Annotated in this window: 27 protein-coding genes and 1 riboswitch; of the genes, 14 read left to right on the forward strand and 13 right to left on the reverse strand. The window is 39.8% G+C overall.

All coding sequences use genetic code 11. From position 1 onward, the window contains the following. Window positions 1–10 precede the first annotated feature (10 nt). From pdaA to ypfJ, 3 genes are all read left to right on the forward strand, one after another. The gene (gene pdaA / locus M9R32_RS07360; protein ID WP_269926085.1) at window positions 11–814 is read left to right on the forward strand and encodes a delta-lactam-biosynthetic de-N-acetylase; all 804 of its coding nucleotides are present in this window, start codon (window positions 11–13) and stop codon (window positions 812–814) included. Window positions 815–865: 51 nt separating this feature from the next. Beyond that, window positions 866–2,239, forward strand: coding sequence for a 23S rRNA (uracil(1939)-C(5))-methyltransferase RlmD (gene rlmD / locus M9R32_RS07365; protein ID WP_269926086.1), 1,374 nt, complete (start codon window positions 866–868; stop codon window positions 2,237–2,239). A 352-nt stretch (window positions 2,240–2,591) separates the two neighbouring features. Then, complete coding sequence (gene ypfJ, locus M9R32_RS07370; protein WP_269926087.1) at window positions 2,592–3,440, forward strand: KPN_02809 family neutral zinc metallopeptidase; 849 nt, start codon at window positions 2,592–2,594, stop codon at window positions 3,438–3,440. Between the two features lie 36 nt (window positions 3,441–3,476). On the opposite strand, the gene M9R32_RS07375 is transcribed toward ypfJ, so the two are convergent. After that, window positions 3,477–4,655: an MFS transporter gene (locus tag M9R32_RS07375; protein WP_269926088.1), complete on the reverse strand. Its 1,179-nt coding sequence runs from the start codon at window positions 4,653–4,655 to the stop codon at window positions 3,477–3,479. Window positions 4,656–4,738: 83 nt separating this feature from the next. Between M9R32_RS07375 and M9R32_RS07380 the strand changes: the two genes are divergently transcribed. The 4 genes from M9R32_RS07380 (at window position 4,739) to M9R32_RS07395 (ending at window position 9,526) form a co-directional block, all read left to right on the forward strand. After that, window positions 4,739–5,122 (forward strand): OsmC family protein, encoded by a 384-nt coding sequence (locus M9R32_RS07380; RefSeq protein ID WP_269926089.1) that lies wholly within the window; start codon window positions 4,739–4,741, stop codon window positions 5,120–5,122. A 330-nt stretch (window positions 5,123–5,452) separates the two neighbouring features. After that, on the forward strand, window positions 5,453–5,638 hold the full coding sequence (locus M9R32_RS07385; RefSeq protein WP_016429246.1) for an SE1561 family protein: 186 nt from the start codon (window positions 5,453–5,455) through the stop codon (window positions 5,636–5,638). 286 nt (window positions 5,639–5,924) lie between these two features. Beyond that, window positions 5,925–7,466: a fumarate hydratase gene (locus M9R32_RS07390; protein ID WP_269926090.1), complete on the forward strand. Its 1,542-nt coding sequence runs from the start codon at window positions 5,925–5,927 to the stop codon at window positions 7,464–7,466. A gap of 185 nt (window positions 7,467–7,651) precedes the next feature. Then, on the forward strand, window positions 7,652–9,526 hold the full coding sequence (locus tag M9R32_RS07395; RefSeq protein ID WP_269926274.1) for a heavy metal translocating P-type ATPase: 1,875 nt from the start codon (window positions 7,652–7,654) through the stop codon (window positions 9,524–9,526). Between the two features lie 13 nt (window positions 9,527–9,539). Here M9R32_RS07395 and M9R32_RS07400 read toward each other — a convergent pair whose 3' ends face one another. Both M9R32_RS07400 and M9R32_RS07405 read right to left on the reverse strand, forming a co-directional pair. After that, window positions 9,540–10,517 carry a YihY/virulence factor BrkB family protein gene (locus tag M9R32_RS07400; protein ID WP_269926091.1) on the reverse strand — a complete coding sequence of 326 codons (978 nt, stop codon included), beginning with the start codon at window positions 10,515–10,517 and terminating at the stop codon, window positions 9,540–9,542. Window positions 10,518–10,533: 16 nt separating this feature from the next. Next, complete coding sequence (locus M9R32_RS07405) at window positions 10,534–10,947, reverse strand: YtxH domain-containing protein (RefSeq protein WP_269926092.1); 414 nt, start codon at window positions 10,945–10,947, stop codon at window positions 10,534–10,536. A gap of 145 nt (window positions 10,948–11,092) precedes the next feature. Between M9R32_RS07405 and M9R32_RS07410 the strand changes: the two genes are divergently transcribed. Then, window positions 11,093–11,314 carry a DUF1128 domain-containing protein gene (locus M9R32_RS07410; RefSeq protein ID WP_269926093.1) on the forward strand — a complete coding sequence of 74 codons (222 nt, stop codon included), beginning with the start codon at window positions 11,093–11,095 and terminating at the stop codon, window positions 11,312–11,314. Between the two features lie 58 nt (window positions 11,315–11,372). On the opposite strand, the gene M9R32_RS07415 is transcribed toward M9R32_RS07410, so the two are convergent. From M9R32_RS07415 to M9R32_RS07425, 3 genes are all read right to left on the reverse strand, one after another. Next, window positions 11,373–12,371: a class I SAM-dependent methyltransferase gene (locus M9R32_RS07415; protein WP_269926094.1), complete on the reverse strand. Its 999-nt coding sequence runs from the start codon at window positions 12,369–12,371 to the stop codon at window positions 11,373–11,375. A 73-nt stretch (window positions 12,372–12,444) separates the two neighbouring features. Beyond that, a complete protein-coding gene (locus M9R32_RS07420; protein ID WP_269926095.1) occupies window positions 12,445–13,752 on the reverse strand; it encodes an FAD-dependent oxidoreductase in 1,308 nt (435 codons plus the stop codon). A gap of 109 nt (window positions 13,753–13,861) precedes the next feature. Then, window positions 13,862–14,452, reverse strand: coding sequence for an acetylglutamate kinase (locus tag M9R32_RS07425; RefSeq protein WP_269926096.1), 591 nt, complete (start codon window positions 14,450–14,452; stop codon window positions 13,862–13,864). A gap of 196 nt (window positions 14,453–14,648) precedes the next feature. Between M9R32_RS07425 and M9R32_RS07430 the strand changes: the two genes are divergently transcribed. The 3 genes from M9R32_RS07430 to mreBH all read left to right on the forward strand — a co-directional run bounded on the left by M9R32_RS07430 (window position 14,649) and on the right by mreBH (window position 17,379). Beyond that, window positions 14,649–15,881, forward strand: coding sequence for an aminopeptidase (locus tag M9R32_RS07430; protein WP_269926097.1), 1,233 nt, complete (start codon window positions 14,649–14,651; stop codon window positions 15,879–15,881). Window positions 15,882–15,983: 102 nt separating this feature from the next. After that, window positions 15,984–16,124, forward strand: coding sequence for a hypothetical protein (locus M9R32_RS07435; RefSeq protein WP_269926098.1), 141 nt, complete (start codon window positions 15,984–15,986; stop codon window positions 16,122–16,124). A gap of 247 nt (window positions 16,125–16,371) precedes the next feature. Beyond that, a complete protein-coding gene (gene mreBH, locus M9R32_RS07440; RefSeq protein WP_269926099.1) occupies window positions 16,372–17,379 on the forward strand; it encodes a rod-share determining protein MreBH in 1,008 nt (335 codons plus the stop codon). Here the strand turns inward: mreBH and M9R32_RS07445 are convergent, their stop codons facing one another. Beyond that, on the reverse strand, window positions 17,380–18,528 hold the full coding sequence (locus M9R32_RS07445; protein ID WP_269926100.1) for a nitric oxide synthase oxygenase: 1,149 nt from the start codon (window positions 18,526–18,528) through the stop codon (window positions 17,380–17,382). A 172-nt stretch (window positions 18,529–18,700) separates the two neighbouring features. On the opposite strand from M9R32_RS07445, the gene M9R32_RS07450 reads away from it, so the two are divergent. Both M9R32_RS07450 and M9R32_RS07455 read left to right on the forward strand, forming a co-directional pair. Next, a complete protein-coding gene (locus M9R32_RS07450; RefSeq protein ID WP_269926101.1) occupies window positions 18,701–19,249 on the forward strand; it encodes a beta-class carbonic anhydrase in 549 nt (182 codons plus the stop codon). Window positions 19,250–19,449: 200 nt separating this feature from the next. Next, window positions 19,450–19,851 (forward strand): hypothetical protein, encoded by a 402-nt coding sequence (locus tag M9R32_RS07455; RefSeq protein ID WP_269926102.1) that lies wholly within the window; start codon window positions 19,450–19,452, stop codon window positions 19,849–19,851. A 63-nt stretch (window positions 19,852–19,914) separates the two neighbouring features. Here M9R32_RS07455 and M9R32_RS07460 read toward each other — a convergent pair whose 3' ends face one another. The 4 genes from M9R32_RS07460 to M9R32_RS07475 form a co-directional block, all read right to left on the reverse strand. Then, a complete protein-coding gene (locus M9R32_RS07460; RefSeq protein ID WP_269926103.1) occupies window positions 19,915–20,337 on the reverse strand; it encodes a DUF4395 domain-containing protein in 423 nt (140 codons plus the stop codon). A gap of 183 nt (window positions 20,338–20,520) precedes the next feature. Further along, complete coding sequence (locus tag M9R32_RS07465; RefSeq protein WP_269926104.1) at window positions 20,521–21,066, reverse strand: GNAT family N-acetyltransferase; 546 nt, start codon at window positions 21,064–21,066, stop codon at window positions 20,521–20,523. Window positions 21,067–21,072: 6 nt separating this feature from the next. Beyond that, complete coding sequence (locus M9R32_RS07470; RefSeq protein ID WP_269926105.1) at window positions 21,073–22,875, reverse strand: M3 family oligoendopeptidase; 1,803 nt, start codon at window positions 22,873–22,875, stop codon at window positions 21,073–21,075. 52 nt (window positions 22,876–22,927) lie between these two features. Beyond that, window positions 22,928–23,677: a polyphosphate kinase 2 family protein gene (locus M9R32_RS07475; protein ID WP_269926275.1), complete on the reverse strand. Its 750-nt coding sequence runs from the start codon at window positions 23,675–23,677 to the stop codon at window positions 22,928–22,930. Between the two features lie 134 nt (window positions 23,678–23,811). Between M9R32_RS07475 and M9R32_RS07480 the strand changes: the two genes are divergently transcribed. Next, on the forward strand, window positions 23,812–24,543 hold the full coding sequence (locus M9R32_RS07480; protein ID WP_269926106.1) for a TspO/MBR family protein: 732 nt from the start codon (window positions 23,812–23,814) through the stop codon (window positions 24,541–24,543). 19 nt (window positions 24,544–24,562) lie between these two features. Here M9R32_RS07480 and map read toward each other — a convergent pair whose 3' ends face one another. Continuing rightward, complete coding sequence (gene map, locus M9R32_RS07485; RefSeq protein ID WP_269926107.1) at window positions 24,563–25,312, reverse strand: type I methionyl aminopeptidase; 750 nt, start codon at window positions 25,310–25,312, stop codon at window positions 24,563–24,565. 303 nt (window positions 25,313–25,615) lie between these two features. Next, window positions 25,616–26,185: an energy-coupled thiamine transporter ThiT gene (thiT, locus tag M9R32_RS07490; RefSeq protein WP_269926108.1), complete on the reverse strand. Its 570-nt coding sequence runs from the start codon at window positions 26,183–26,185 to the stop codon at window positions 25,616–25,618. Window positions 26,186–26,282: 97 nt separating this feature from the next. After that, window positions 26,283–26,387, reverse strand: a riboswitch (TPP riboswitch). Window positions 26,388–26,427: the final 40 nt, after the last annotated feature.

A 26,427-nucleotide genomic window follows, 5' to 3' on the forward strand; every position in this document is an offset into this window, starting at 1 on the left:
TGCGTTTTTTATGATATGGAAACATACAGTAGGCATCATTGCCTCATGTGCAATATTGACTTTGGGCATCTTATTGAATCCATTTCAGGTAGATGCAGAATCTCTATATTGGGGATTCCAAAAATCAAAACAAGAAAAACAAGCGCAAGCTGGAAGTGCATTTGATGAACTCCTAAAAAAATATGGGGCTTATTACAAAGGTTCTCCCGACGAAAAAATCCTATACCTGACATTCGACAATGGCTTTGAGAATGGCTACACCGCTTCTATCCTTGATACTTTGAAAAAAGAAAAAGCACCTGCCACATTCTTTCTGACAGGTCATTATGTAGAAAGCGCTACGGACCTAGTAAAACGCATGGTGAAAGAAGGCCATGAAATCGGCAACCATTCATATGGTCACCCGAATATGGCCAATTTATCTGAAGCACGAATGAAAGAAGAATGGGAAAAATTTGATCAAATTCTCGAAGAAAAAACAGGGGTCAAGAAAACACGCTTTGCTCGCCCACCTGAAGGGGTTTTCAGTGAAAAATTACTTGCATATGGAAATGAGCTCGGCTATCGCCATATGTTCTGGTCAGTCGCGTTTGTTGATTGGTACGCAGATCGTCCACAAGGTAAAGAATATGCTTATAACCATTTGATGAATCAACTTCATCCTGGTGCCATCATATTGATGCATACAGTGTCGCCAGATAATGCAGCGGCATTACCTGATTTTATTCGTGACGCAAAAGCAAAAGGCTATACATTCTCATCATTAGACGCATTAGTCAATGAAGCAACTGAATTCCCGTTGTCTTTTCATTAACCCGTCAGTCCTATATACTGTAGAAACCAGTAGTAAAGGACGTGAAACCATTTGTCTCAACAAAACATTATCGAAGTCGGCCAAAAATTCCCGCTGACCATCAAACGCCTTGGCATTAATGGAGAAGGCATTGGCTATTATAAGCGCAATGTCGTCTTCGTTAAAGGGGCTCTTCCAGGAGAAGAAGTGACCGCTCAAGTACAGGTAGTCAAGCGCAATTTTGCTGAAGCGGTTATTCTAAAAATCCGCAAAGCCTCACCTCATCGTCAAGAACCACCCTGCCCTGTTTATGAAGCTTGTGGCGGGTGCCAATTACAACATATGACTTATGAACAACAACTGAAAGAAAAACGTGACATGATTGTTCAGTCACTTGAACGTTACGTCAAAGACATAGCCAACGATATTGAAGTCCGACCGACTATCGGTATGGAAAATCCATGGCACTATCGAAACAAGAGTCAATTCCAGGTGCGTAAAGATGGCAAGCGAGTGAAAGCTGGTCTTTTTGCAGAAGGGACACATCAATTACTCGATATCGATGAATGTATCGTACAACATCCACATACAACGCTTGTTACGAATGCAGTAAAACGAATTCTCGAGAAGCTTAAAATACCGATTTACGACAGCGAAACTGGTAATGGTCTTGTGCGTACCATCGTAGTGAGGACCGGTATTAAAACTGGGGAAATTCAGTTAGTGCTTGTAACTACACTTGCTGAATTGCCGAAGCGCCAACTACTCATCGATAAATTGGCAGCCATCGATCCCGCCATTGTTTCGATTGTCCAAAATGTCAATCCGAAACAAACATCTTTAATCTTTGGCGAACGTACGATAGTTCTTCATGGCAAAAAAACACTGCACGAAGAATTAGGTGAACTTTCATTTGATTTATCAGCCCGTGCATTCTTCCAATTGAACCCGGCTCAAACCGTTCGTTTATATAATGAAATTAAATTTGCAGCAGCATTAACAGGTCAAGAAACCGTTGTTGACGCTTACTGTGGTGTAGGAACAATTGGCTTATGGTTAGCCGATCAAGCAAAAGAAGTCCGAGGAATGGATATCATTGCGGATAGTATTTACGACGCTAAGAAAAACGCAGAGAAACATGGATTCACTCATGCAACATACGAAACCGGCACTGCTGAAGAATGGCTTGCCACATGGAGTCGTGAAGGGTTTTCCCCTGATGTTCTGACTGTGGACCCACCTCGTACTGGCTTAGCTGACAGTTTGTTGCACACGATTTTAAATGTGCGACCAAAGAGATTTGTTTACACGTCATGTAATCCATCTACGTTAGCAAAAGATTTAAGCGAATTACGTAAGGTTTACAATATTGTTTACATCCAGCCTGTCGATATGTTCCCTCAAACGGCTCAAATCGAGAGCGTTACTTTGTTGGAGCGAAAATAACTTGTAATAGAACAGGTTATTTGGGGTTGAAGCAGTTTTAAATGGGGTTGGAAAGCGTTTAATTGGGGTTCCAGTGAAAATAACTGGGGTTCCAAGTAATTTAATTGGGGTTTCGGTAAAGATAACTGGGACTGCATATAGTTATCTCTGATTTGCAGTAACTCCTCCTAAAAATACACCTTCTCAAGATTTCGCAGATGACCTATTGGTTGAAAATTTATTAAAGCATGCTCACTCGAGCGTGCTTTTTCTTTTTGTTCAAAATGAAGGATTATTATTTTTCATTCTAGGGAATAAAGACAATAAGTTATGCAAAAGAAAAAAGCTAAATTGGATAGATGGAGGAATTGCTATGAAGTGGAGAGGTCGAGGGCAAAGTGCGAACGTTGAAGATCGCAGAGGAATGGGTGCCGGTGGAATAGGAATTGCCGGCGGTGGAATTGGTCTTGTTATTGTTATTATTATGACTTTATTAGGTGGCGGTGGTCCTGGAGACATTCTGAATAGTATCCAGGGAACCGATACAAACCAAGCTGGAACTTACGAAGAAACCGAACAGGAAAAAGAACTGGCAGACTTCGTTTCAGTAGTGCTGGCAGATACCGAAACTGTCTGGAGCGAGCTTTTCAAAGAAGCCGGTACTGAATACCAGGAGCCAGTTATGGTTCTATATAACGGTCAAGTCCAATCCGCTTGTGGAGCAGCTGGCTCATCCGTTGGACCATTTTATTGTCCGGGAGATTATAAACTTTACATTGATTTAAGCTTTTATGAAGAATTGAATAAGAAATTCCAAGCTCCTGGTGACTTTGCTATGGCTTACGTTGTTGCCCATGAAGTAGGTCACCACGTTCAGACCCTTTTAGGCACAAACAAAGAAGTAATGGCACTGCGCAATAAAATGAGCGAAGAAGAGTTCAATCAATATTTAATTCGACTTGAGTTGCAAGCAGATTATTATGCTGGCGTTTTCGCCCATTACGCAGAAGGCGAAGGATATCTAGAAGTTGGAGATATCGAAGAAGCAATTACTGCAGCAAGTGCAGTTGGCGATGATAATATTCAGAAGAAAACGCAAGGTTATGTAGTCCCAGAAAGTTTTACGCATGGTACTTCAGAGCAACGCATGAGATGGTTCAAAAAAGGATATGAAGCAGGAACAATTGAAGACGGTGACACGTTTAAAGCAAAAGATCTATAAAGGCCTCTCAAACTCAAACAGCCTATCCCTTCGATATCAAATCGATTGGACAGGCTGTTTTTTCGTTTTTAGTAAACTTAATAAACTTAACGTCATTAAAAATAAGGCAATGAGCCATAAAAAGCTGAAGCCTTCAAAGTATTCGAGAAACACTCCGCCCAAAAATGGTCCAGTTAAACTCCCAATACTAAAGAAAATGCCACATAATAAATTCCCTGTCGGCAATAAAGCTTTCGGCGTCAAATCAGCCATGTAAGAAATTCCAAGAGAAAATGTGGAGCCGACGAATAATCCTGCAAGTAAAAATGCACCGATAAGTGTCCAAACATTATTTTCTAAAATCGCTGCTAAACTAAAGGAAAATGCGCCACCAAATAACGAAAGTAACACCACTTTCTTTCTACCGATACGATCACTCAGAGCCCCTAGAGGTAACTGGGACAGAATCCCTCCCGTCGAAAACGCAGCTAATATGATGGAAACCATGGATACGTTAACATCACTGCGAAGTGCGTATACAGGGAAAATCGCATGCAAACTGGACTCCAAAAAGCCGTAACTGAACGGAGGAATAAAAGCTACCCACGCAAATCCAATCGTTGCGCCAAAGCGTGCCCATGTCCCTCGCATGGTAGAGGTTTCATGCATATGACCAGGAAAATCATTATCAATGAAAAAGACTAGTGACCATGCTGCCATACATAAAATCCCTGATATGATAAACGGCAAGCCTTCGTATATTGAGACAAGCGGTAAAAATAATGGACCTGCCGCAAAACCAATCCCAAATGACAAACCGTACAATGCGATATTACGCCCTAACCGCTGCTGGGGTGAAAAGCTGGTGATCCATGTTTGAGTCGAAAAATGGAGTGCATGGTCCCCTATTCCAATGAACAATCGAAGAATAAACCAGAAAATCACACTTTTCCATAATGGAAATAATAGCAACGACACAAAAACTAACATTCCACCGACCATGATAACTGGCTTGTAACCAAATTTACGAAGCGGCTGTTCCATAAAAGGAGAAATCAAAAGCGTTCCGATATATAAACCGGTTGCATTCAAGCCGTTTAATGAAGAAGAAAGTCCATCTTGTTCGAAAATGACGGATATGAGTGGTAGCAACATTCCTTGGGAAAAGCCTGATATCGAAACAATGACTACTAATATCCAAAATCTTCTTTTTTCTAAAGCTGTAAACTGATTCATGAAGGACCTCCTGCGTACGGGTTGAAATCATGTTCATTTCAACCAAGTTTCGGTACAATTCTATCATATAGGAGGGATTAGCGTTGAAATATGTGATGACAGAACACGGTTTAGAGACAGAGTTGGAGTTTGGTAAATTAACGATCTCGGGTGATGAAACAAAAGGATTCAGACCATATCAATTATTGGTATCTTCCCTTGTAGGTTGTAGTGGAGGCGTCCTGCGAAAAGTGTGCGAGAAAATGCGCATGCCGATTGAGGATATGGAAATCGAAGTATTGGAAGTGTTACGCAACCCTGAGGAAGCAAGTCGTCTTGAAAAAGTGCACATCCACTTCAAATTGAGAGGCGATCAACTTGAAGAAACAAAAGTGGAAAAAGCAATGAATCTGACAAAGAAAAATTGTTCAATGGTTCGTTCTGTTGACCAATCAATCGAAGTCGTGGAAACGTTTGAACTTATTTAGACAATGTCAAAGGCTCAGTCGATGATCTGCGAACAGATGATTGGCTGAGCCTTCTAAATATCACTATTATCTAATTGAGTATCCATATATCGATTCACGGCTATTGTGCCGGTGAAATGTTCGAACCCCCTCCTTCTAACTGATTGATTGGTTTCGACTATTCACTTCGGCCCTCCCCTCTCTTGTTGAAGTAAGTTAACTTTAACATGTTATTTCACTTTTGTAAATATTCAAAATACATTAAATATTAAAATATTTCTTAAGTCCCACTGACAGTTGAAAATTCATGGCATATGGGCTACGATGTATGTGTAAAGCGAGGTGGCTCACATGGGCAAGTCAATTTCTAACAAAGACCAACAAGTCACATACTTAAAAGAACGTCTTCACATATTCTTAGAAGTATTAGATTCAATTGAACCAGAAACGACTGAACTTGAAGATATTGATCGCTTGATTGCGATGATGGACGACTTAGAAGAAAAGATGGAACAATTCAAAAACCGTCCTGAATGATTTCACGGAGAGTGCCTAATTATAGGTACTCTCTTTTTTATTTCCTGTCAGGAAGCCACTTTACTTTAGGCGTCACCGTTTTTCGTCCATTTAGAATCAGTTTTCGTCCAGTCAGAAACGATTTTCGTCCATTCACACGAATTTTCCGTCCAGACAGAAACAATTTCCGTCCAGTGTTTAATCCCCTCCTTTCCAAACGATACCCACTCCTTTTTTTAGCCAACCGAAAAGAGTATAATGAAAAATGGAATTATGACTAAGCAATGTATGAGAGGGGTCTACACATATGTATTTAGAAACATTGGAAAAAAGCATATATGATTTGATTACTGAAACGTCGACAAATTTACCGAAAGATGTTCGTCGTGCAGTCCGTAAAGCAAAAGAAGCAGAAAATGCAGGCACTCGCGCTGCGATGAGTTTAGATACAATTACCAACAATATTCAAATGGCGGACGATAACGTCTCCCCCATCTGTCAGGATACTGGGTTGCCTACTTTTAAAATCAAAACACCAATCGGCGTTAACCAACTTGAAATAAAAGCGGCAATCAAACGTGCCATGGTAACCGCTACGAAAAATGGGAAACTACGTCCCAATGCAGTAGATTCATTGACCGGGGAAAACAGTGGCGATAACTTGGGCGAAGGTGTGCCAGTTGTAAAGTTTGAGCAATGGGAAAAAGATTACATTGAAATGAAGCTTATCCTTAAAGGTGGCGGATGTGAAAATAAAAACATTCAGTACAGCCTTCCTGCTCAACTTGAGGGAATCGGCAAAGCTGGACGTGATTTGGATGGCATTCGCAAATGTATTCTTCACTCGGTTTATCAAGCACAAGGTCAAGGATGTTCAGCAGGATTCATTGGTGTCGGAATCGGCGGCGACCGTTCTTCTGGTTATGATTTAGCGAAAGAACAATTATTCCGCTCTGTAGATGACGTGAATCCTAACGCTCAACTGGCTGAACTTGAGGAATACATTGTAGAAAAAGCCAATACGCTTGGCATTGGCACGATGGGCTTTGGTGGAGAAGCTACTTTACTAGGTTGTAAGATTGGTGTCATGCACCGTATCCCTGCGAGTTTCTTTGTTTCCGTAGCTTACAACTGTTGGGCTTACCGTCGTCTAGCAATCAACATTAACCCTTCAACTGGTGAAATCAATGAATGGCAATACCAAGAAGGCGAAAAAGTTGAATTCAAGGACCAAGGTGCAGACCAGTCTGCTGAAGAAGCAGCTTCTCGTATTGTGGAATTGCGTGCTCCTATCAGTGAAGAAGAAATTCGCCAGTTAAAAGTCGGCGATGTCGTAAAAATCAGCGGCATGATGTATACAGGCCGTGACGCCATCCATAAATATTTATCTGAAAATGATGCTCCACTCGACTTGAATGGCCAGATTATCTATCACTGTGGTCCGGTTGTTTTGAAAGACGACGAAGGCAAATGGCATATTAAAGCGGCTGGTCCGACTACTTCTATTCGTGAAGAGCCTTACCAAGGCGATATCATGAAAAAATTCGGCATTCGCGCGGTTATGGGTAAAGGTGGTATGGGTCCTAAAACGCTTGAAGCGCTTAATGAACACGGTGGCGTATATCTTAATGCCATCGGTGGAGCGGCTCAATACTATGCGGATTGTATAAAAGACGTAGAAGGCGTAGATTTAATGCAATTCGGGATTCCTGAAGCTATGTGGCATTTACGCGTAGAAGACTTCACAGCAGTTGTAACGATGGATTCTCATGGTAATAGCTTACATGCTGATGTAGATAAATCTTCTCTTGAAAAATTAGCTCAATACAGCGACCCTGTATACAAATAATTTAATTGATTGCCTGTTTAAAAACCTCTATGTTATAATGATTATAAATTAATAAAAATTCTAATAAATGCTGGTATTCCCTATGGGAGTGCCAGCTTTTCGTACATTTTAGGGACTGTGATATTGATTTTCATTATCAGGAGGGGTGCAAATTGGAAGCAATCGAACACAATATTTCTTCGACAATGCTCAGTCGGATCAAGCCACATGCCGAATTAATTGCAGCACTTTTATCTGGCGTATTGATTGTAATCGCTTGGTTTGTTGGTAAAGGTGAGGAAAGCTCCCTATCCATTGCTTTGTATTTAATCGCCTTTTTAATTGGCGGGTATGCAAAGGCAAAGGAAGGCGTTTTACACACCGTTCGCCAGAAAGAATTGAACGTTGAGTTACTGATGATTTTTGCCGCAATTGGCTCATCTATTATTGGCTATTGGACCGAAGGCGCTGTCCTTATTTTCATTTTCGCATTAAGCGGCGCTTTGGAAACGTACACGATGAATAAAAGCAAACGCGAATTATCTGCATTAATGAAGTTACAGCCTGAAGAAGCATGGCTTATGGATGCAAACGGTCAATCAAAGCGGGTTGCTGTCAAAGACTTGCGAATTGGAAACCGACTACTTGTTAAACCGGGTGAACGAATTCCCGTAGACAGTATAATCATTAATGGAAATTCTTCGGTTGACGAAGCCGCAATCAGTGGAGAATCCATTCCTGTATCGAAACAGTCAGGCGATCATTTATATGCCGGTACCGTTAATTTAGATGGTGTGTTGACAATTGAAATGAACAAATCAAGCAGTGAATCGCTCGTCCAAAAAATTATTGAACTTGTACAGTCGGCACAGAGCGAAAAATCACCAGCTCAGCAATTTATTGAGAAGTTTGAGGGAAGATACGTAAAAATCGTTCTGATATCTGTGGGAATTATGATGTTTCTTCCCCACTTTCTATTTGACTGGGATTGGACAACGACGATTTACCGGGCTATGGTACTGCTTGTCGTGGCCTCCCCATGTGCACTCGTTGCATCAATTATGCCAGCAACTCTTTCGGCCATTTCCAACGGTGCGAAAAATGGATTGTTATTTAAAGGCGGCGTGCATTTAGAAAATATCGGTTCTATGAAAGCAATTGCGCTTGATAAAACGGGGACACTTACGCAAGGAAAACCCGAAGTCACCGATTTTATTGTCCGGGATGGAATGGATGACATTTCAGTCCTTACGACTTGGGCAAGTATTGAATCACAATCAACACACCCACTTGCACAGGCAATTACGAAATTTGCTTTAGATAAGGGAATCGTTACAACTCCTATTCCGAATATGAAGGATGTGCCCGGTTGGGGTATAGAAGCAACGGTCGGCTCAAAGAAATGGAAGGTTGGAAAACCGAGTTTCGTCGGCACCGAGGCATCGAAAGAATTTCACGATGGCATATCCTCCATCTTGGCCGACCAAGGGAAGACCGTCGTGTTTGCTGCTGATGACGAAGGAATCATCGCAGTCGCAGCATTAAGAGACCAAGTTCGGTTGGAAGCGAAGGAAGCCATCACATTATTACGTGAATCAGGCGTTTATACCATCATGCTGACGGGCGACAATGAACGTACTGCCAAAGTGATTGCAGATGATGCAGGAGTGGATCACTATATTGCTGAATGTTTGCCTGAAACAAAAGTAACTCATCTGAAAGAACTCCTCTCAAAATACGGGAATGTCGGAATGGTTGGCGACGGCATTAATGACGCCCCCGCATTAGCAACTGCCACGACTGGTATTGCTATGGGCGAAGGAACCGACGTAGCGCTGGAAACTGCAGATGTTGTACTGATGAAGAATGAATTGGCTCGGATCAATTATGCGATTCAGTTGTCGCGTAAAATGAATCGCATTGTTAAGCAAAATGTCTTTTTCTCAATTACTGTTATTTTCATCTTGATCATCAGCAATTTCTTTCAAGTCATCAATTTACCGTTAGGTGTCATTGGACACGAAGGCAGTACGATTCTTGTGATTCTAAATAGTTTGCGTCTACTGAATCGAAACATATAAAAAGCAGGAGCGTCTAAACGACAGCTCCTGCTTTTTTCATTGCTAATTTTTCTTTTCTTTCCTGCATCACCGCATTTATTTGTCCACCAACCATTAAAATAGTTCCGGAGAAATAGAGCCACATCATTAAAACGATAATTCCACCGATACTTCCATAGGTAGCAGAATAATTTGCAAAACTACTAACATAGAAAGAGAAAGCCAGTGACACGATTATCCATCCTAGCGTAGCAAAGATTGCGCCAGGTATGACACTCTTCAAATACAACTTGCGGTTTGGTGCAATCCAATATAGAAGCATGAATACAACAAATATCATGACAGGTGGAATGGTCCATCTAATATTATTCCAGACAGTCAAGAATCCTTGTTCATAGCCAAGATACGAGAATATAAACGTACCTATTTGTTCGCCAAAAATCGGTAAAACAAGTGCTACAACAAATAACATAATAAGTAACAAAGTGAATATAACGGATATCGCTCTTGCAATAAAGAAAGGTCTCGTTTCTTCAAGATCATATGAACGATTCAGCGACTTGATTAGTGCGTTCATACCGTTTGAAGCTGACCAAATAGTTGCTAGAATCCCGATTGATAACAAGCCACCATTTCGGTCGCTAAGCACTTCATCTAAGGTACCATCAATCAGTTTGTACACATCGTCTGGGGCATAAGTACGCAAAATATGAAAAAGTTGGTCCTCTTGTAGATTTAAATACGGCAGTAATGTCACCAGGAAAATCATTAAAGGAAATAGCGCTAGTAAAAAGAAGAAAGCCAATTGTGCGCCAAGAGCTGTTACATCGACATGCTGAATGCGTGCCAACAACTCTTGAAAGAATCCTTTTGATGTTGTGACATCAAAAGGATGTTTAGGTTCTTTGTTTTTCTTTTTGAACTGCATTAATTTCAACTTACTTAAAAAACTTGATGATGATCGGGTTGGTTGACTACCTCTAGGTTGAATTGGTTGATCTTCGTTAGCCATGCCATCATTCCTTTTCTTAAGAGAATTTTTTCTCTTCGTACACATGCTCAGGTAATACTGGCATCGTAAATTCATCTTCTTCGTCTTTTACAATCGTTTTGTATTCTTCTTTAGAATGTTCAAAAGCTTCTTTCGTATCAACAACCAACGTTTTCACTTGTGGTGTCAACGTTTTCAGCTCTTCCACTTTACCTGATAAATATTGAGCATCTTGGGAAAACTGATTGTAAACCGTTTGTAGTTTATCGGCTGTTTCCTGTAATTTCATTCTAAGGTCTTCACGGTTCTTCGAGTAATATTTCACGTCGGAAGATACTGTTTTCAACTTATATTTAACATCTTCACGTGTCGCACGATCAAGTAAACTCATTCCCGCTCCTGCCAATGCTCCAACAACCATGCCTTTAAATAATTTACTTTCATTCATCATTATAAATAACCTCCTAAGTAGTAATAATCATTGTGCTTTAATATACCCAACTCTCTCCGCATTAAAACAACTAATGAATTGGATTTGACAATCTTTCGGTCCCGTGAAATGATTAACCATATTGTTTGAAAGGCAGGAATCCCGAATGAACTTGACTCAACCATCACAAGAAAATGTGGAATACATGATTGAACAAATAAAAGAAAAACTTCGTATGGTTAACGTGGATGCTATGAAATCTGAGCATTTTGATGACTCACAATATGAAGATTTACACTATTTGTACACAATGGTCATGAAGCGTGATACATTCAGCCCAAGCGAAATGCAAGCCATCGCATCTGAATTGGGATCATTACGTAAATAATTGATAAACGACTAAATTAATAATGCTCTTCCCACTAGAGCCGAATAACATGAAACCTCTAGTCTTGTTGACTAGAGGTTTTTTTGTATTGAACAGCATACCAGCTTCCTTCTTTGATGACAGTCTGGATGCCAAATGAAGTTAATTTTGCTTCAGTTCCCCATTCTTCCAACTGCTCTTTTTGTGGTAAAGGATGCAAGTTTTCAAATGAATGGAAGAAACTATTGAATGCCGCGACAAATGGCGGACTTTCCTGGCCACCTGAAATCGGTGTAATAACGGATAACACGCCATCGTCATTCAACCACTCAGTCAGACGGTCAAATAGCTCCTGTCGTTTTACTGGTGGGATATAATGAATGATATTGTTCATTAATATTAAGTCATACTTTTGAGTCGGTTCATATTCCCAAAAATCACCTTGTTCAATGGATACATTGTCGAGTGAAGCCGTTAAATTCTGTGCTGTTTTAGCAACTGAATCACTCACTTCAATGCCCTTGAAACTGGAATTCGGAAAACGTTCAGCTAAACGTTTTATGTAACCACCTTCTCCACATCCAATATCCAGCACGTCTTGTGTGTCATGATCTTTAAGGAGTTTCGCAATTTTCGGCAACGCAATAACTTCCAGTAAACGACTCGTTTGGGCCACTGTGTCTGCATGCTTTTCTTCATCAAAATGATTGCGTGTCTTCTTGCGCATCATCTCTGGATACGTAAGCAAACTAGGTATATGTAATTCCATCATTTCTTTTAAAATAACTCCCGAAGAAGATTCGTCTTTAGGTCGTGGAAGTTTCCACATCGGACCGGTTTTGTATCGGTTGCGGCTTAATGGCTTTAAATGACCAATCGAAACGCCGACATTTACCCATTGATTAAGCAATGGCTCATCAACTTGATAAGCATCTGCAACATCGGCAGCCGTCACGCCTCGTTCGAATGCTTTAAATAAATCAAGTTCATACCCTACATATGCATGCCAGGAATATAAAAATGGGACATTTCTTTTCATCCACAAACGTGCTTTAAACATCTTCATCACATCAATCATCGTATATACCTCCCCATTTTTATCTCTCTTATTTACATACACCTTCGTTTTTACCTATAAACCTTTCGATGTGCTACGACAGTCCTTTCCATTTCCAAGGATAATCATCTTCCGCCGAAAATAGCTTCATTTCCTTTTTCTCACTTGGCAACTCTTTTTTTCTGGTCGGTATCACGCCCCCTTGAATAAAGCGGTCACGAACAGATTCTTTCCACATCCCAAGACCAGAAACATTTAGCATTTGCTTGAAATGCAGGACAGGGTCTTCTTCCATCCGTTCGAACGTTTTACTTCGAAGCCAACTGACTGGCTGAAAAGGAAATGAATAGGCCAAGGCGGATAAATGACTTAATTGGATCAGATATTCTGCGCGTTCCATCCGAACATTTTGGTAGTGCTTCAGATTCGATGGATTTAATGAAGAAGTCTTGTACATATCCACCAACAGTTCTCCTAAAATATCTGCATCCTGAATAGCCATATTCATGCCTTCACCTGCCATGGGATGAACCGCATGTGCAGCGTCACCAATAATGGCTTTATTGCCTTTCACATAAGAATCCACATGATACATGATGGGAATCATCAACTGAATTTTCGACCAGTCTTCGAGCTTTTGAACATAGCCATCAATGGACGGTGCAAGTTCTGTATACAATTTATGAAAATGATCGATTGGCTTTTCTCTAATTTTCTTATAATCTCCCGCCGGTATTAAGTAGACGGACCGCACCTGATCGTCAGGTAAAGGAAATAGCCCTAAAAACCGATTGTAGCTTGAAAATATTTGCCCCCCTACAAAGTTTGCAGGTCTTGGGAAAGTGACCGTTATAAAGTGATGATTATATTTTATTGGCTCTACTTTTATTCCCATTGCCTGGCGTGTGACCGAAGCTCTACCTTCTGCACCTATAAAAAAATCCGCTTCCACTTTAAATTGTTCTTTGCCTTTTTGAACGGTAGCTGTCGTGACATCAATTTCTTTACATGAGGCCCCATTGAAATAATGGAAATTCGGATATTTCTCTGCTTCCTGCCGTATGATTTTCTTTAATACTTCATGGTGAATCATGTACGCTGCATTATATTTACCGGGGATGACGGTGTAATCCATAAACGATTGTTCTTTTACTTTCAATGATTTCGACAGTTCAATTAAATCGAGAACTTCAATAATCTGGGCATTCGAGGCAACTTCGTCATAAACCAGCAATCCATCAAAAATTTGCATACTTTTGGGTTGCAGCAATTCCCCTTTATAAACAGGTTGTTTACCTGGTAATTTTTCAACCATTACAACATCAATGCCAGCTCGCACTAGCTTTAAGGCAAGTGTTAACCCGCCAATGCCTCCACCCGTAATAAAAACATCCGTCTTCATGCGAATCCCCTCCTTCCTATTAAGTTCCTCTAATAATGATAGGCAAAACTTTTGAGTATACAAAAAAACACCATTCGATATTGAACGGTGTCCTTTTACTTATCAAATATTAATAATAAGGAGTGCAGGATAACTGACTGACGATTGCTTCCGAAATTTCATCTGCCATATGAAGTGCCTGTAATTCAACGAGGTCGAACGTATTAATTGAAGCTGTATGATTCTTTTGAATCAAATAAGTCGTTTCCGTTTTCAACAACTCCAAATGCTTATACATCATTTCCTGCATATCCTGTTTTGAAATAAACGGACTAATCATGCTCAAAAACTCAGATATATCGTCCGCATTGGCGTACCATTTTTTATCAATGGCTTCAAATTTTTTCGTATCCCCTGCCTTGGCCGCTTTCACCAAATCCGCTGCAATGACCAAATGTTCTTTTATTAACTCTCCATACCGGTCTCCCGCTTCCTTTCCGTAAAAAGGAACAAGTGCCTCTCCCATCTCTGGAGCGTTACGCAACAATCTTGCCAGCACTATATCGAGATCAGGTGAATCATTAATCAAAGCGATGACGGCCGCTCTTGTCCAATAAACATGCTGCGACCATAGTAAACGCATCGTATTACGCAATTCCAATTCTGCACGGCTTAGACAAGGGTTGACTTGGGCAACATATGGATTGAAATTCTGATACATTTCATTACCTCCCATTGTTTTCTATTTAAGGTATTCGAGAAAGGCGATTGAAGTTCCCGAATTAAAGATATAGATATTGCAAACCGAAGTTTTAAAAAAATCGCAACATTCTTTCGTCTCACGAAAATTGCAATTGATTTACTGCTTCGAATATTGCTACTATAGAAGCAGACTGTATCTCAAAGGAGAAATTCAAATGACATCATTTAATGAGAAATTAAAGAAGTATGCAGAGTTAGCTGTCAAAGTTGGCGTTAACATTCAACCTGGACAAAGCTTGTACATTGCAGCATCAATTGACAATCCAGAATTTGTACGTTTATTGACGAAAACTGCTTATGAAGTAGGAGCTAAGCAAGTATATGTGGACTGGTCAGATGACGTCATTACTCGCACAAAATTTGAAATGGCTCCAAGTGCATCTTTTGAGGAATTCCCAGCATGGAAAGTTCAAGAACGTGAGCAACTAGCAGATCAAGGCGCTGCATTTATGAACGTTATGTCTTCTAGTCCTGATTTACTAAAAGGGATTGAATCTTCTCGTATTGCCGCATTCCAAAAAGCGGCTGGAACAGCGCTTACGAAATATCGTCAATACGTTCAATCGGATAAAATCAGCTGGACTGTAGTTGCAGCACCTTCTAAAGCATGGGCTGCAAAAGTGTTTCCTGAAGTTGCAGAAGAAGAACAAGTTTCAGCTTTATGGGAAGCAATTTTCAAAGCAGTACGTGCAGATGTTGAATCTCCTATCGAAGCTTGGACAAAACATGATGAGACTCTTCATGAAAAAGTTGATTATTTAAATGAGAAAAAATATCACAAGTTGCATTACACAGCTCCTGGAACAGATCTTACAATTGAACTTCCTAAAGGCCATTTGTGGTGTGGGGCTGGAAGCATTAACGAAAAAGGCGATGCATTTATGGCAAATATGCCAACTGAAGAAGTATTTACAGTGCCTTTGAAAACTGGTGTTGATGGTGTTGTTTCAAGCTCTAAACCTTTAAGTTACGGCGGCAATATCATCGACGATTTCAAAATCACGTTTGAAAAAGGACGTATTGTGAAAGTGGAAGCGGCTGAAGGCCAAGAAGTATTACAACAATTGGTGGACACGGATGAAGGAGCGAAGTATTTAGGTGAAGTGGCTTTAGTTCCTCACCACTCCCCTATCTCTGAATCTGGATTACTTTTCTACAACACTCTTTATGATGAAAATGCATCAAACCATCTTGCAATCGGAAGCGCTTATGCATTCTGTCTTGAAGGCGGCAAAAAAATGTCTCAAGAAGAACTTGCGGAGAACGGCTTAAACCAAAGCATTACACACGTTGACTTCATGATTGGTTCTGACAAAATGGACATCGATGGAATTTTAGAAGATGGTACACGTGAACCAGTATTCCGTGCGGGTAACTGGGCAATTTAATGAACAATTTTCGACAATCGTGAAAATGCCTTCAAGTATGCTCTTTCCTCCTGTATACTGATAACTATTGAATAAAATAGGTTAGTAGAAAGGAGAGTTCTTATGACTATCGGGATAATAACTGTAGTTGGCTTCATGATTATCATCGCTATTACTGGTCAATTCGTTATGCATTTCTTGGGTAGAGCATTAGTTTCTCATGATGCAGAAGTAATCGATCCTAAACCAGATACAAAATATTAATCATATAAAAGCAATTGTCCTCGGACAATTGCTTTTTGTTATGATTTAACATTTTGTTTACATTTCCACTACACCGTTATAACAACAGCGTGACAATCCGCAACTTGATGCTTATTTATAGCCCCCTTCCCCCTCCTTTTGTCCCATGAATCACTGCAACAAATGATAACTCCCATTAAGTACCACATGGCATCTACACTAAAATCCTCTATACTAAGGAAGCAAACCGTTTTAAGGAGGAATCTGCATGTTTTCAGGTATTGATTTAGGGATTGATTTAGGAACAGCTAATATCCTTGTATATACAAAAAATAAAGGCATAATTTTAAATGAACCATCGGTAGTAGCGGTGGATACAAAAACTAGACAAGTTGTTGCTTTTGGTGAAGAAGCTAAAAGTATGATAGGGAAAACTCCAGGTTCCATTACAGTTATTCGCCCATTGAAAGATGGGGTTATTGCTGACTTTGATGTAACAACTGATATGTTACGTATGGTAATGAAAAAAGTAGGTAAAAAAATGGGAAGCTCTGTTCGCAAACCAAACGTTATGGTTTGTACACCTTCTGGCGCAACTTCTGTAGAACGTCGCGCAATTCATGATGCTGTGAAAAACAGTGGAGCGAAAGAAGTGCATTTGATTGAGGAACCTGTAGCAGCCGCTATTGGTGCGGATTTACCTGTTAGTGAACCGATTGCAAGTGTCATTGTTGATATAGGTGGCGGTACTACTGAAGTGGGAATTATTTCATTTGGTGGCGTCGTATCCTCAAACACTGTAAAAGTTGCCGGAGACCGTATGGACGAAGATATTATTCATTTTGTCCGTAAACAATTCAATGTGTTGATTGGTGAACGCACAGCAGAAAGAATTAAAATGGAAGTAGGCTACGCTTTGATTCCGCATACAGTGGAAACGATGGAAGTACGTGGTCGTGATGTTATGACAGGTCTTCCAAAAACTATTTCTATCAGTTCGGTAGAAGTTCAAGAGACTCTAAAAGAATCATTACTTTCCATTTTAGAAGCAATTCGCGCAACTCTTGAAAGCTGCCCACCAGAACTATCTGGCGACATTGTTGATCAAGGTGTTGTTTTAACAGGTGGCGGTGCCCTATTGAAAGGTATGCAAGAATGGTTATCTAACGAGATTTCCGTACCTGTTCATATTGCCCCTCAACCACTTGAGTCTGTTGCAATTGGTACTGGTCGCTCATTGGTTATGATGGATAAAATACAAAAAGTTGCCCGGTAATCAAGAATGATAGGGGCAACCGTGTGAGTGAGATGATACTGTCATCTCACTCATTTTTTTATATAAAGACGATCTTTTTTGCTTAAAGAAATTCGGCGTCAATTCTTCGTTCACAATTCCTTGATGAAATATCGGAGTCAAGGCCGGTGAAACCGGTGGAATAAGCCAAGTCCAATCCCCTTTTACTTCTCTTTGTTGTTTTTCTTCTTTATCACGAAACGTTTGAAACTGCTGTGCAGCTGTATAATGGTCGACAATCTGTACACCTGCTTGTTTAAACGATGCGTACACTGCGTGTTGGAGTTCTACAAGCGCTTTATCCCTCCAAAACGTTGTAGTACTTGATGTATCAAGTCCCAAATGTTCCGCAACATCCCTCAAGCGGTTGTATCGGTAAGAATCCACAAAATTTCTTGCTGCAATCTCTGTCTCCATATACCAGCCATTAAAAGGCGCTGGATAACGTAAACCGCCTATTTCAAGATAGCGATCAGAAATAATTGGCACCGCATACCATTTAAGATTTAACGGACCCCAGTTTTGATGAACGGGATGGTCAATTTGTACTTCAAGAATCTCTTCTTTCGTAATTGGTACCATGATTGGAACCTCATCTTTCCACTGAAAAATGACAGGCAACAAATCGTACGGACCCCCTTCACCTTTCCAACCCATCTTTTGAGCAATCTTTGTTAATTCAATACAAGCAGGGTCACCAATGACCTTATGATTGTCTAATGTATATCCTGCATAACGAATCAATTGAGGACTCCACAATTGCACTTTTTGTGGTTCATTCTGTTTAAGTGGCGGGAAAACGGTAATTGTTGAACGAATTTTCCCTGCATTTGTTGCGTGCTTGATATGTTGATGAAGATAATGCGCTACTTCATCTGGTGATTCCACATGCCTTGCATCAAACACATCGAGAGTTTCCCAAAATAGCCTTCCAATACATTTGGTACTATTTCGCCAAGCAAGTTTTGCACCAAAAGTTATTTCTTCTAATGTATGTGTATATGTGCCAGTCGATTTGATTTCCTTTGAGACACACCGTTGTCGATCAGATATTGTATCCTTTGAAAGCCCATTTTCCTCCCCATACTGAACAAGGAATTTGGCTGCTTCATTCAGCAATGATAGGTTCATATATTTCATCCTTTATGTTTCTTTATACTTATAGTGTAGTAAATAGTTATGTCCCACTCAAAAGATAAACGGTACACATCTCCTTGTTTCTATAGAATGTGTCATAAAAGTGGCTAAACCATATCAAAATCATCTACAATAAGAAAGGGAATAATTAAGGAGGAACAGACCCATGACTTTATTGAACGAAATTCTCTCTTTTAACGAAAAGTTCGTAGCTGAAAAACAATACGAAGAATTCATTACAACCAAATTTCCTGACAAAAAAATAGTGATTTTAACATGTATGGATGCCCGGTTATTTGAATTATTACCTAAGGCAATGAATTTTAAAAACGGCGACGTGAAAATTGTAAAAAGTGCTGGCGCAATCATTAACCATCCATTCGGCGGCATCATGCGCAGTTTGCTAGTAGCTGTGTATGAATTGCAGGCGGAAGAAATCTACATAATCGGCCATTACGATTGCGGAATGAGTGCAATCAAGCCGGAAGTCATGCTGCAAAAAATGATTGATCGGGGAATTTCTCGGGAAACCATCGATATGCTTAGCTATTCCGGTGTGGAACTGGACGAATGGCTACGTGGATTTGAAGATGTGAGTGAAAGTGTTAAACATAGCGTGGATATGGTCCGTAATCACCCGTTAATGGTTAAAGATGTTCCTGTTCACGGCTTAGTCATTGATCCCGCAACCGGCAGACTTACGCTGGTGGAATAAGATGCACTAGCCCAATGCTGGAAGTATAAAATTTATCAATTATTTAACACAACACAAAAGAACTGCAAATTCACATATGAATTTGCAGTTCTTTTACTGTTCATATTTAATTATTCTTATCCTGAAACTGATCAAATATTTGAAACCATTTCCAATTTATTCCGTATTATAACTGACGAATTAAATTGGAGGCGTATTTCATGAAGAAGATAAATAAAATACTTTTATTCTCAAGTCTGTCTTTAGTTCTAGGGGCTTGTTCATTTGGTCAAGCGGCTGATAATGAAATATACAAGGCAGAAGTAGATGATTTACAGAATATTATTTTTTATGAAGAATCGAATCGTGAAAATACTTTAAGCTTTATTGATGAAACTCTTGAAATTAAATTCAATTCTTTAGATATTAAACCTTGGATGGAACCGAATAAACTGGAAGAAACCGAATCAGGTTTATTAATAGTAGAAAATTATCAAGTCGAGGTCGATGGAGACACTTATACTGTCACGGGTGATGACTTTAAAATGCTGCTTCAGAAGATCGGTCCTCGCACGCTAAAAAGTAACGACGAAGTAAGATTTCTTACAGATCAAGAGTTATAAAAAAAAGTCTGCCAATGCAAAGCGAATTGGCAGACTTTTTTTGTTACAAATGCTGAGCTCTTATTATTGTGCTGCTGATTTCTTGCGACGATAATTCCACTGCTGATATTGGAAGCGTATGAAACACCCGATACAAAATCCCATAATAGCTACCAATGCCGCTATTCCTACCATGACGGTCGCAATGTTAAACAAAACACTCCAATTCATAAAGAAACTAATTGTTGCCACCAATAAAAACCCTACAGCCATCCATTGGTTAAATTGAAGTTGTTCATAATCTTCTTGTTCATATTGATCAGGTGATTTTGATAAAAATTGTTTTACTAAAGCTAAAACAGGATTGAATCCTGTAAATAAACTTAAAAGGCAAGAAACTAAAGGAATGAATAATATCCACGCCGATTGAGTTATAAGTGAAATGACAACTGATAATGCAATTGTCCATTGATTTGCTAGCACAAGAGGCTTCGGAATTGTTCTCATTTTAAAACCTACTATTCTTATTGGATTTATATTCATAGTATATGACGGATTTAAAAATATGTAAACATTTCAGCCTAATCTATCCTATATTTCCCGGGAAATCGACATAAAAAAACTGGTTTCTCAATTGAGAAACCAGCCATTCATCATTTTACGCCATTTCCGCCAAGCGGCCTTACCTTTTCAATAATCATTTTCCAAAACCGCATAGATGTAATGATCTTCCCACTCTCCATTAATAAATAATAGCTGTCGGAGCAATCCTTCTCTTTGCATGTTTGCTTTTTCCAAGACACGTATTGAACCGACGTTTCGCGGCGATACATACGCTTCAATCCGGTGGAGCCCTACTACTTCCATTCCATACTTCACTAGAAGCTGGACAGCCTCAGTTGCAACGCCTTTCCCCACATTCAATTCATCGATTGAATATCCGATAAATGCACTTGAAAATGGTAGCCGTTTAATACTGTACATGGAAATATGGCCAATCAGTTCCTTCGAATATCTATCATAAATCCCAAAACTGAATTCACGTTGATTTTTCATATGGTGCATTGATTCTAATATTTTTTCCCTTTGAACAGCTACTGTGAAATAAGACTCTTGATGTCTCGGTTCATAAATGGACCAATAATGTCGATTTTTGAAAACAAGATTCGTAAGTTCTGCTGCATCTCTTTCATCTAATGTTCGTAAAAAGCAAGTATGGCCTTCCAGTAAAATCATTGAAAATCACCCTTTAGATGAAGTTAACGACAGAAACTCTTCCACATCTTTAATACAAAGTGCTATGCCTTTTTCCCAGAACGCATGTTGAGTGATATCTTCACCTAAATGCTTCATTGCTAAATCTTCAACCGACATAATAGCTGTATCTTGAAGTAGTGCAATATACTTTTCTTCAAAACTGCTGCCTTCTTCAATAGCTTTCGCATAAATACTCAAGCTGAATAAATAACCGAATGTGTATGGGAAGTTATAGAACGGCACACGAGTAATATAGAAATGCAATTTAGAAGCCCAGAAATGTGGATGCACTTCACCCAAGCCATCTCCAAATGCTTCACGTTGTGCTTCTTCCATCAATGTATTTAAACGCGCTGCCGAAACAATTCCTTTTTTACGCTCATCATAAAAACGAGTTTCAAATAGGAAGCGTGCATGGATGTTCATAAAGAACGCTACACTGCGTTGGATCTTATCTTCAAGCAATGCCAATTTTTCATCTGCTGTAGTCGCTTCTTTAACGGCAGCATCGGCTACAATCATTTCAGCAAATGTGGAAGCTGTTTCAGCTACACCCATTGCATATTGACGATTCATCCAATGGACAGGACGAAGTGCATATGAATGGAAAGCATGACCAAGTTCATGTGCCAATGTGGCAACGTTGGACATTGTGCCACTGTACGTCATGAAAATACGTGATTGTTGTGACATAGGCATTCCGGTACAGAATCCACCAGGTCGTTTATTCGGACGATCTTCTGCTTCAATCCACTCATCTTCAAAGGCTTGGCGGGAAAACTTCTCAAGCTCCGGACCAAATTTACCGAAGTGTTTTAGAATAAATTCCGCCCCTTGCTGATACGAAACTTTCTGAGTCGATTCTGTCACTGGTGCATCTAAGTCGTACCAATGCATGGCATCTGCTCCGACAAGCTCAGCTTTACGCTTTAAATACTCAACAAAAGGAGCTTTATGTGCAGTGATTGCGCCCCACATTGCATCCAATGTTTGTTGTTTCATGCGATTCATTTGCAAAGGTTCTTTTAAGATTGAATCCCAGCCGCGTTTTTTGTATACTGCCAAGCGGAATCCAGCCATATGGTTCAATGTTTTGGCAAAGAACTCTTCTTTGGCTGTCCATGCTTGTTCAAGAGCTTCGAATGATTCTTTTCGGACTTTTGCATCTGGATGAGAGCTTAAGTTACTCGCTTGTCCTACAGAGAACTCTTTTTCTTCTCCGTCCACTGTTACACGAACTTTCACGTCACCAACCAATAAATCGTAAAGCTGACCCCATCCATGATAACCGTCTACCCCAAGAGCGGTAATCATGTCTTCTTCTTTTTCAGAAAGCAATTCCTTTGCTTCATCACGCCATTCATTTAATACGAAAGCAAATTCTTTCAATTGCTCATCATTCATTAAAGAAGTCCAGAGAGTCTCTTCAGTTTTTGATAATTGTTGTTGGACAACGAGCATGGATGACGAAAAGCGAGCACCTAAAGAGCCAATTTCTCCTTGTAATAAGTTCGCTTGTTTATCAGTCGTATCTTGAGCGAGATAACAGCCGACAACTGCTCCAGCTTGTGATAAATTCTCAGCCACTTGTTTTGTTTCTTCAATAATAGAAGAAATCTTAGCAGCGTCTGATTCACCAGTTGGCACTTCAAATGTAGATAATGTTTTTTCAAAGGCATCTAATTTTGCAGTTAAAGCATTCAAATGTTCTCGAAGTTCCGGAGAGGAGCTTCCCCCTTTAAAAAATACGTCCAAATCCCAAACTTCAGAGTACGTCTTTGTAGTCAATATCTTTTCCCCCATGTCTTTCTAAATTTTCCGAAAATACTACGCTATTATATCATGCTTCTTCGCCTTGCGAAACATCGTTATTCAGTTTCGCAACGGGTATGCCTTTTTCTTTGCATACTTGCATAATATGTTCCAGAATGCTTTTTAAAACAGCCGTTCGTGCATATTTCTTATCATTAGCTTCTACAATAATCCAAGGAGCGTTTTCCGTATGTGTTTGTTTGAACATTTCTTCTGCGGCAATTACATAATTTGACCATTTTTCACGATTGCGCCAATCTTCATCTGTCAATTTCCATTGCTTGTAGGGATCGTTACGGCGTTCCTCAAAACGATCCAATTGTTCTTCTTTCGTGATGTGTAACCAACATTTCACTACAATGTACGATTCGTCTGTAAGAGTCCGTTCAAAGTCTTTAATTTCTTTGAAAGCTCTTTCCCACTCTGGCTTTTTAGCAAAACCTTCGATTCGTTCAACTAGTACGCGACCATACCACGAACGATCAAAAATTCCGATTTGTCCATGTTGCGGAAGCTTACGCCAAAACCGTTGAAGATAATGGTATCTTTGCTCATGGGTTTGTGGGGCTGAAATTGCGTGAACCATTAATCCACGTGGATCTAATCTTTCAGTTAACCTTTTAATGGCCCCCCCTTTACCAGCTGCATCCATGCCTTCAAATACCAGAACCAGTCCCACTTTTTGGTTGAATAAATGTTGTTGAACGTTTAACATGTCGTATTGGAGCTGTTTTAATTCTTTCTTATACTCTTTCTTGTTCTCATATCGTTGATTCATACTCAACTCGTCCAATTGAACATCCACGCAGAGCCCTCCAATCTTTTAATCTTCATTTTACAGAAAGTTTTGGTAAATTGACATTTGTTGTTGCTTAGTTATGACGTTATACTATTGAATAGGAGGTGTACGCTGTGGTTCGTTTCGCACTTATGGTCATCGCACTAATTGGTGTGATTGCTATTAATGCACTGGCAAATATCCTACCCCTTAATAATCAAACGACTGGTGAGATTTCCAATCGTCTTCCGGTCTTATTTACACCAGCAGGCTATGTATTTTCGATTTGGTCTGTCATATATGTATTGTTGATCATTTGGTTGGTAGGCATGTGGAAAAAGAGTAAAGAAATTGACGCTTCCTATATTAAGCAGTCAAATCTATTTATCATCAGCTGCATTCTGAATATAGCCTGGATTTTTTTATGGCATTATGAATATTTCTTATTAACGGTCGTTGTGATGATTGCCTTCCTGGTAACATTAATTTTACTATACAGTACGTATCCGGTTTCAGATAACCGCCTTACTGGCCGACTGCCAATATCTATTTATCTAGGGTGGATCAGTGTTGCAACGATTGCGAATATTAGTTATGTCTTAACTGTATATCAGTGGAATGGCTGGGGTTTGAGTGACCCACTCTGGGCTGTTATCATGATGACTATCGGAACTGCATTGGCACTACATATTCGTTTCCACCATTTCGATATCGCGTATGTATTAGTCTTCATTTGGGCATTTATCGGAATTGCTGTACGAAATGGCTTCGAAGAATTACTAGTTTCAACAGCAGCACTATTCTTGAGTGCTTTCATGCTGGCTGGCATCCTATTCATCAAAAAAAGACCAACTGCTCGTTCGTAGCAGTTGGTCTTTTGTATGATTAATCGATTTTAGTAATAAGAATTGGGGCATCTTTTGTGACGATGACTGTATGCTCAATCTGTGCAACCAGTGATTTATCCGGTGTCAAGAAAGTCCAACCATCACCAGACTCCACGATATGTTCCGCTTTTTCCGAGATGAAAGGCTCTACCGCTAAAACCATACCTTCTTTTAATATAGTAGGTTCCCATGCATCAAAGTAGTTCAAAATATGCTGAGGAGCTTCATGCAATGATTTTCCGATACCGTGACCCGTTAAGTTCATAATGACCGTAAAACCGTTTTGCTTCGCTTCGCGTTCTACGGCTTTACCGATTTGATTCAAACGAGCGCCAGCTTTCACTTTCAACATCGCACGGTTAAATGCGGTTTCTGCCACTTCACATAACTTTTCTTTCTTAGCATGGCCTTCACCCACTACAAAAGAAATCCCTGTGTCTGCAAAATAACCATTAAATGATCCGGAAACGTCAATGTTGACAAGGTCTCCATCTTTAATGACACGAGAACCAGGAATACCGTGTGCGACTTCTTCATTTACACTGATACATGTGTACCCTGGGAAATCGTATTCCCCTTTAGGACCTGAGATAGCCCCTTTTTCTTTAAACATATGACCAGCGATTTCATCAAGTTCTTTTGTAGTCACACCAGGTTTTGTTGCAGCTCGCATTTTATCGCGAATCTCGGCCACGATGCGACCTATAATTTTAAACGACTCAAAGTCTTCAGTAGTTTTTGCAATCATATTCGTAAAACCCTTTCTTCCTCAAATTATCTACCCCATACTATACCACAAGAAAAGATGCTTTCCCATTTGCCAAAATCATTCTGAACATTTGGAAAACCTCTTGTAAAGTATGCGCTGAAGATAAGTTAAGCTAATCGATTGTTTAAGTGACTACACATGCAGGGTTTTTAATTTTTGTCCACTCAGACTTTGTTTTCGTCTATTCAAAGCTCTTTTCTTCCATTCGCAAACAGTTTCTGTCCACTTAAACCCAGTCTTACCAACCTAAAGGATTCAGACCGACAAAGAGATATCTTTAAATCAAACGTTATTGCGATGTTCAATAAGACGAGGTGCAGCAACGAAAATGATGGAGCACACAATTGCTGTCAAAATAATCGAAGGAATCATATAACCGCCGTTATAAACCAGCGAATAAATCCAAACATTCTTGCCTTCTGCAGCTTCAGAAAAGAAAATAACTCCTGCAATTACGTGTGTAATGAGACGGAAGAGCCCTCCAAAAACAGCTCCTAATACGATATAAGTAATCATTTTTCCTTTTCGCTGCTCATTTCTTGCTTGTAATACTTTATGTCTGACAAGCGCTGCTAAGCCAACAACTGTGAACGCAATAAAATAATCCAGGAAACCTTGGGCAGGATATAAAATATAAGCTCTTCCCGCTAAAATTTGAAGGATTCCAATAATCAGACCCGTGCTCAAACCTCCCACTAGCCCCCATCGAATAGACATTAATACGATTGGCACCATGACAAGACTAATGGATCCTCCCTGAAACCATAGGTTAATAGAAAGCATATCCAACACCAATCCGATTCCTGCAAAAATAGCCACTTCAATTAATAATAACAATTTACTTCGATTCATCTTTCTTCCTCCTTTTTGCGATGTACTGCTAATCGCATGTCAGGGTGAAAAAAACCATAAAAAAACGATATCAAGGACAGAGCCTGACATCGTTGAAGTCGGTTTCTATCCACATCCCTGCGCAAGCATTAACTTACAGGTTCAAAGGGTTAGAACGTTCCTCGCTCACTCTCAGCCATTACAGGCTCCCCTTGTGGTAAATACATCTAATTTTGATATTACGGGTTAATTGTAACTAAAGA

The sequence above is a fragment of the Paenisporosarcina quisquiliarum genome, assembly GCF_027563315.1.
GTDB classification, from domain to species: domain Bacteria; phylum Bacillota; class Bacilli; order Bacillales_A; family Planococcaceae; genus Paenisporosarcina; species Paenisporosarcina quisquiliarum.

Bases quoted from the DNA above. Each gene is read 5' to 3' on its own strand.
- thiT (WP_269926108.1), bottom strand. From the start codon at position 26,185: ATGAATCGAAGTAAATTGTTATTATTAATTGAAGTGGCTATTTTTGCA.
- M9R32_RS07385 (WP_016429246.1), top strand. From the start codon at position 5,453: ATGGGCAAGTCAATTTCTAACAAAGACCAACAAGTCACATACTTAAAA.
- ypfJ (WP_269926087.1), top strand. From the start codon at position 2,592: ATGAAGTGGAGAGGTCGAGGGCAAAGTGCGAACGTTGAAGATCGCAGA.
- M9R32_RS07450 (WP_269926101.1), top strand. From the start codon at position 18,701: ATGACTTTATTGAACGAAATTCTCTCTTTTAACGAAAAGTTCGTAGCT.
- mreBH (WP_269926099.1), top strand. From the start codon at position 16,372: ATGTTTTCAGGTATTGATTTAGGGATTGATTTAGGAACAGCTAATATC.
- M9R32_RS07455 (WP_269926102.1), top strand. From the start codon at position 19,450: ATGAAGAAGATAAATAAAATACTTTTATTCTCAAGTCTGTCTTTAGTT.
- M9R32_RS07420 (WP_269926095.1), bottom strand. From the start codon at position 13,752: ATGAAGACGGATGTTTTTATTACGGGTGGAGGCATTGGCGGGTTAACA.
- M9R32_RS07475 (WP_269926275.1), bottom strand. From the start codon at position 23,677: ATGAATCAACGATATGAGAACAAGAAAGAGTATAAGAAAGAATTAAAA.
- M9R32_RS07395 (WP_269926274.1), top strand. From the start codon at position 7,652: ATGCTCAGTCGGATCAAGCCACATGCCGAATTAATTGCAGCACTTTTA.
- M9R32_RS07400 (WP_269926091.1), bottom strand. From the start codon at position 10,517: ATGGCTAACGAAGATCAACCAATTCAACCTAGAGGTAGTCAACCAACC.
- M9R32_RS07410 (WP_269926093.1), top strand. From the start codon at position 11,093: ATGAACTTGACTCAACCATCACAAGAAAATGTGGAATACATGATTGAA.
- M9R32_RS07390 (WP_269926090.1), top strand. From the start codon at position 5,925: ATGTATTTAGAAACATTGGAAAAAAGCATATATGATTTGATTACTGAA.
- map (WP_269926107.1), bottom strand. From the start codon at position 25,312: ATGATTGCAAAAACTACTGAAGACTTTGAGTCGTTTAAAATTATAGGT.
- M9R32_RS07435 (WP_269926098.1), top strand. From the start codon at position 15,984: ATGACTATCGGGATAATAACTGTAGTTGGCTTCATGATTATCATCGCT.
- M9R32_RS07375 (WP_269926088.1), bottom strand. From the start codon at position 4,655: ATGAATCAGTTTACAGCTTTAGAAAAAAGAAGATTTTGGATATTAGTA.
- M9R32_RS07415 (WP_269926094.1), bottom strand. From the start codon at position 12,371: ATGATTGATGTGATGAAGATGTTTAAAGCACGTTTGTGGATGAAAAGA.
- M9R32_RS07405 (WP_269926092.1), bottom strand. From the start codon at position 10,947: ATGATGAATGAAAGTAAATTATTTAAAGGCATGGTTGTTGGAGCATTG.
- pdaA (WP_269926085.1), top strand. From the start codon at position 11: ATGATATGGAAACATACAGTAGGCATCATTGCCTCATGTGCAATATTG.
- M9R32_RS07445 (WP_269926100.1), bottom strand. From the start codon at position 18,528: ATGAACCTATCATTGCTGAATGAAGCAGCCAAATTCCTTGTTCAGTAT.
- M9R32_RS07460 (WP_269926103.1), bottom strand. From the start codon at position 20,337: ATGAGAACAATTCCGAAGCCTCTTGTGCTAGCAAATCAATGGACAATT.
- M9R32_RS07465 (WP_269926104.1), bottom strand. From the start codon at position 21,066: ATGATTTTACTGGAAGGCCATACTTGCTTTTTACGAACATTAGATGAA.
- M9R32_RS07425 (WP_269926096.1), bottom strand. From the start codon at position 14,452: ATGTATCAGAATTTCAATCCATATGTTGCCCAAGTCAACCCTTGTCTA.
- M9R32_RS07430 (WP_269926097.1), top strand. From the start codon at position 14,649: ATGACATCATTTAATGAGAAATTAAAGAAGTATGCAGAGTTAGCTGTC.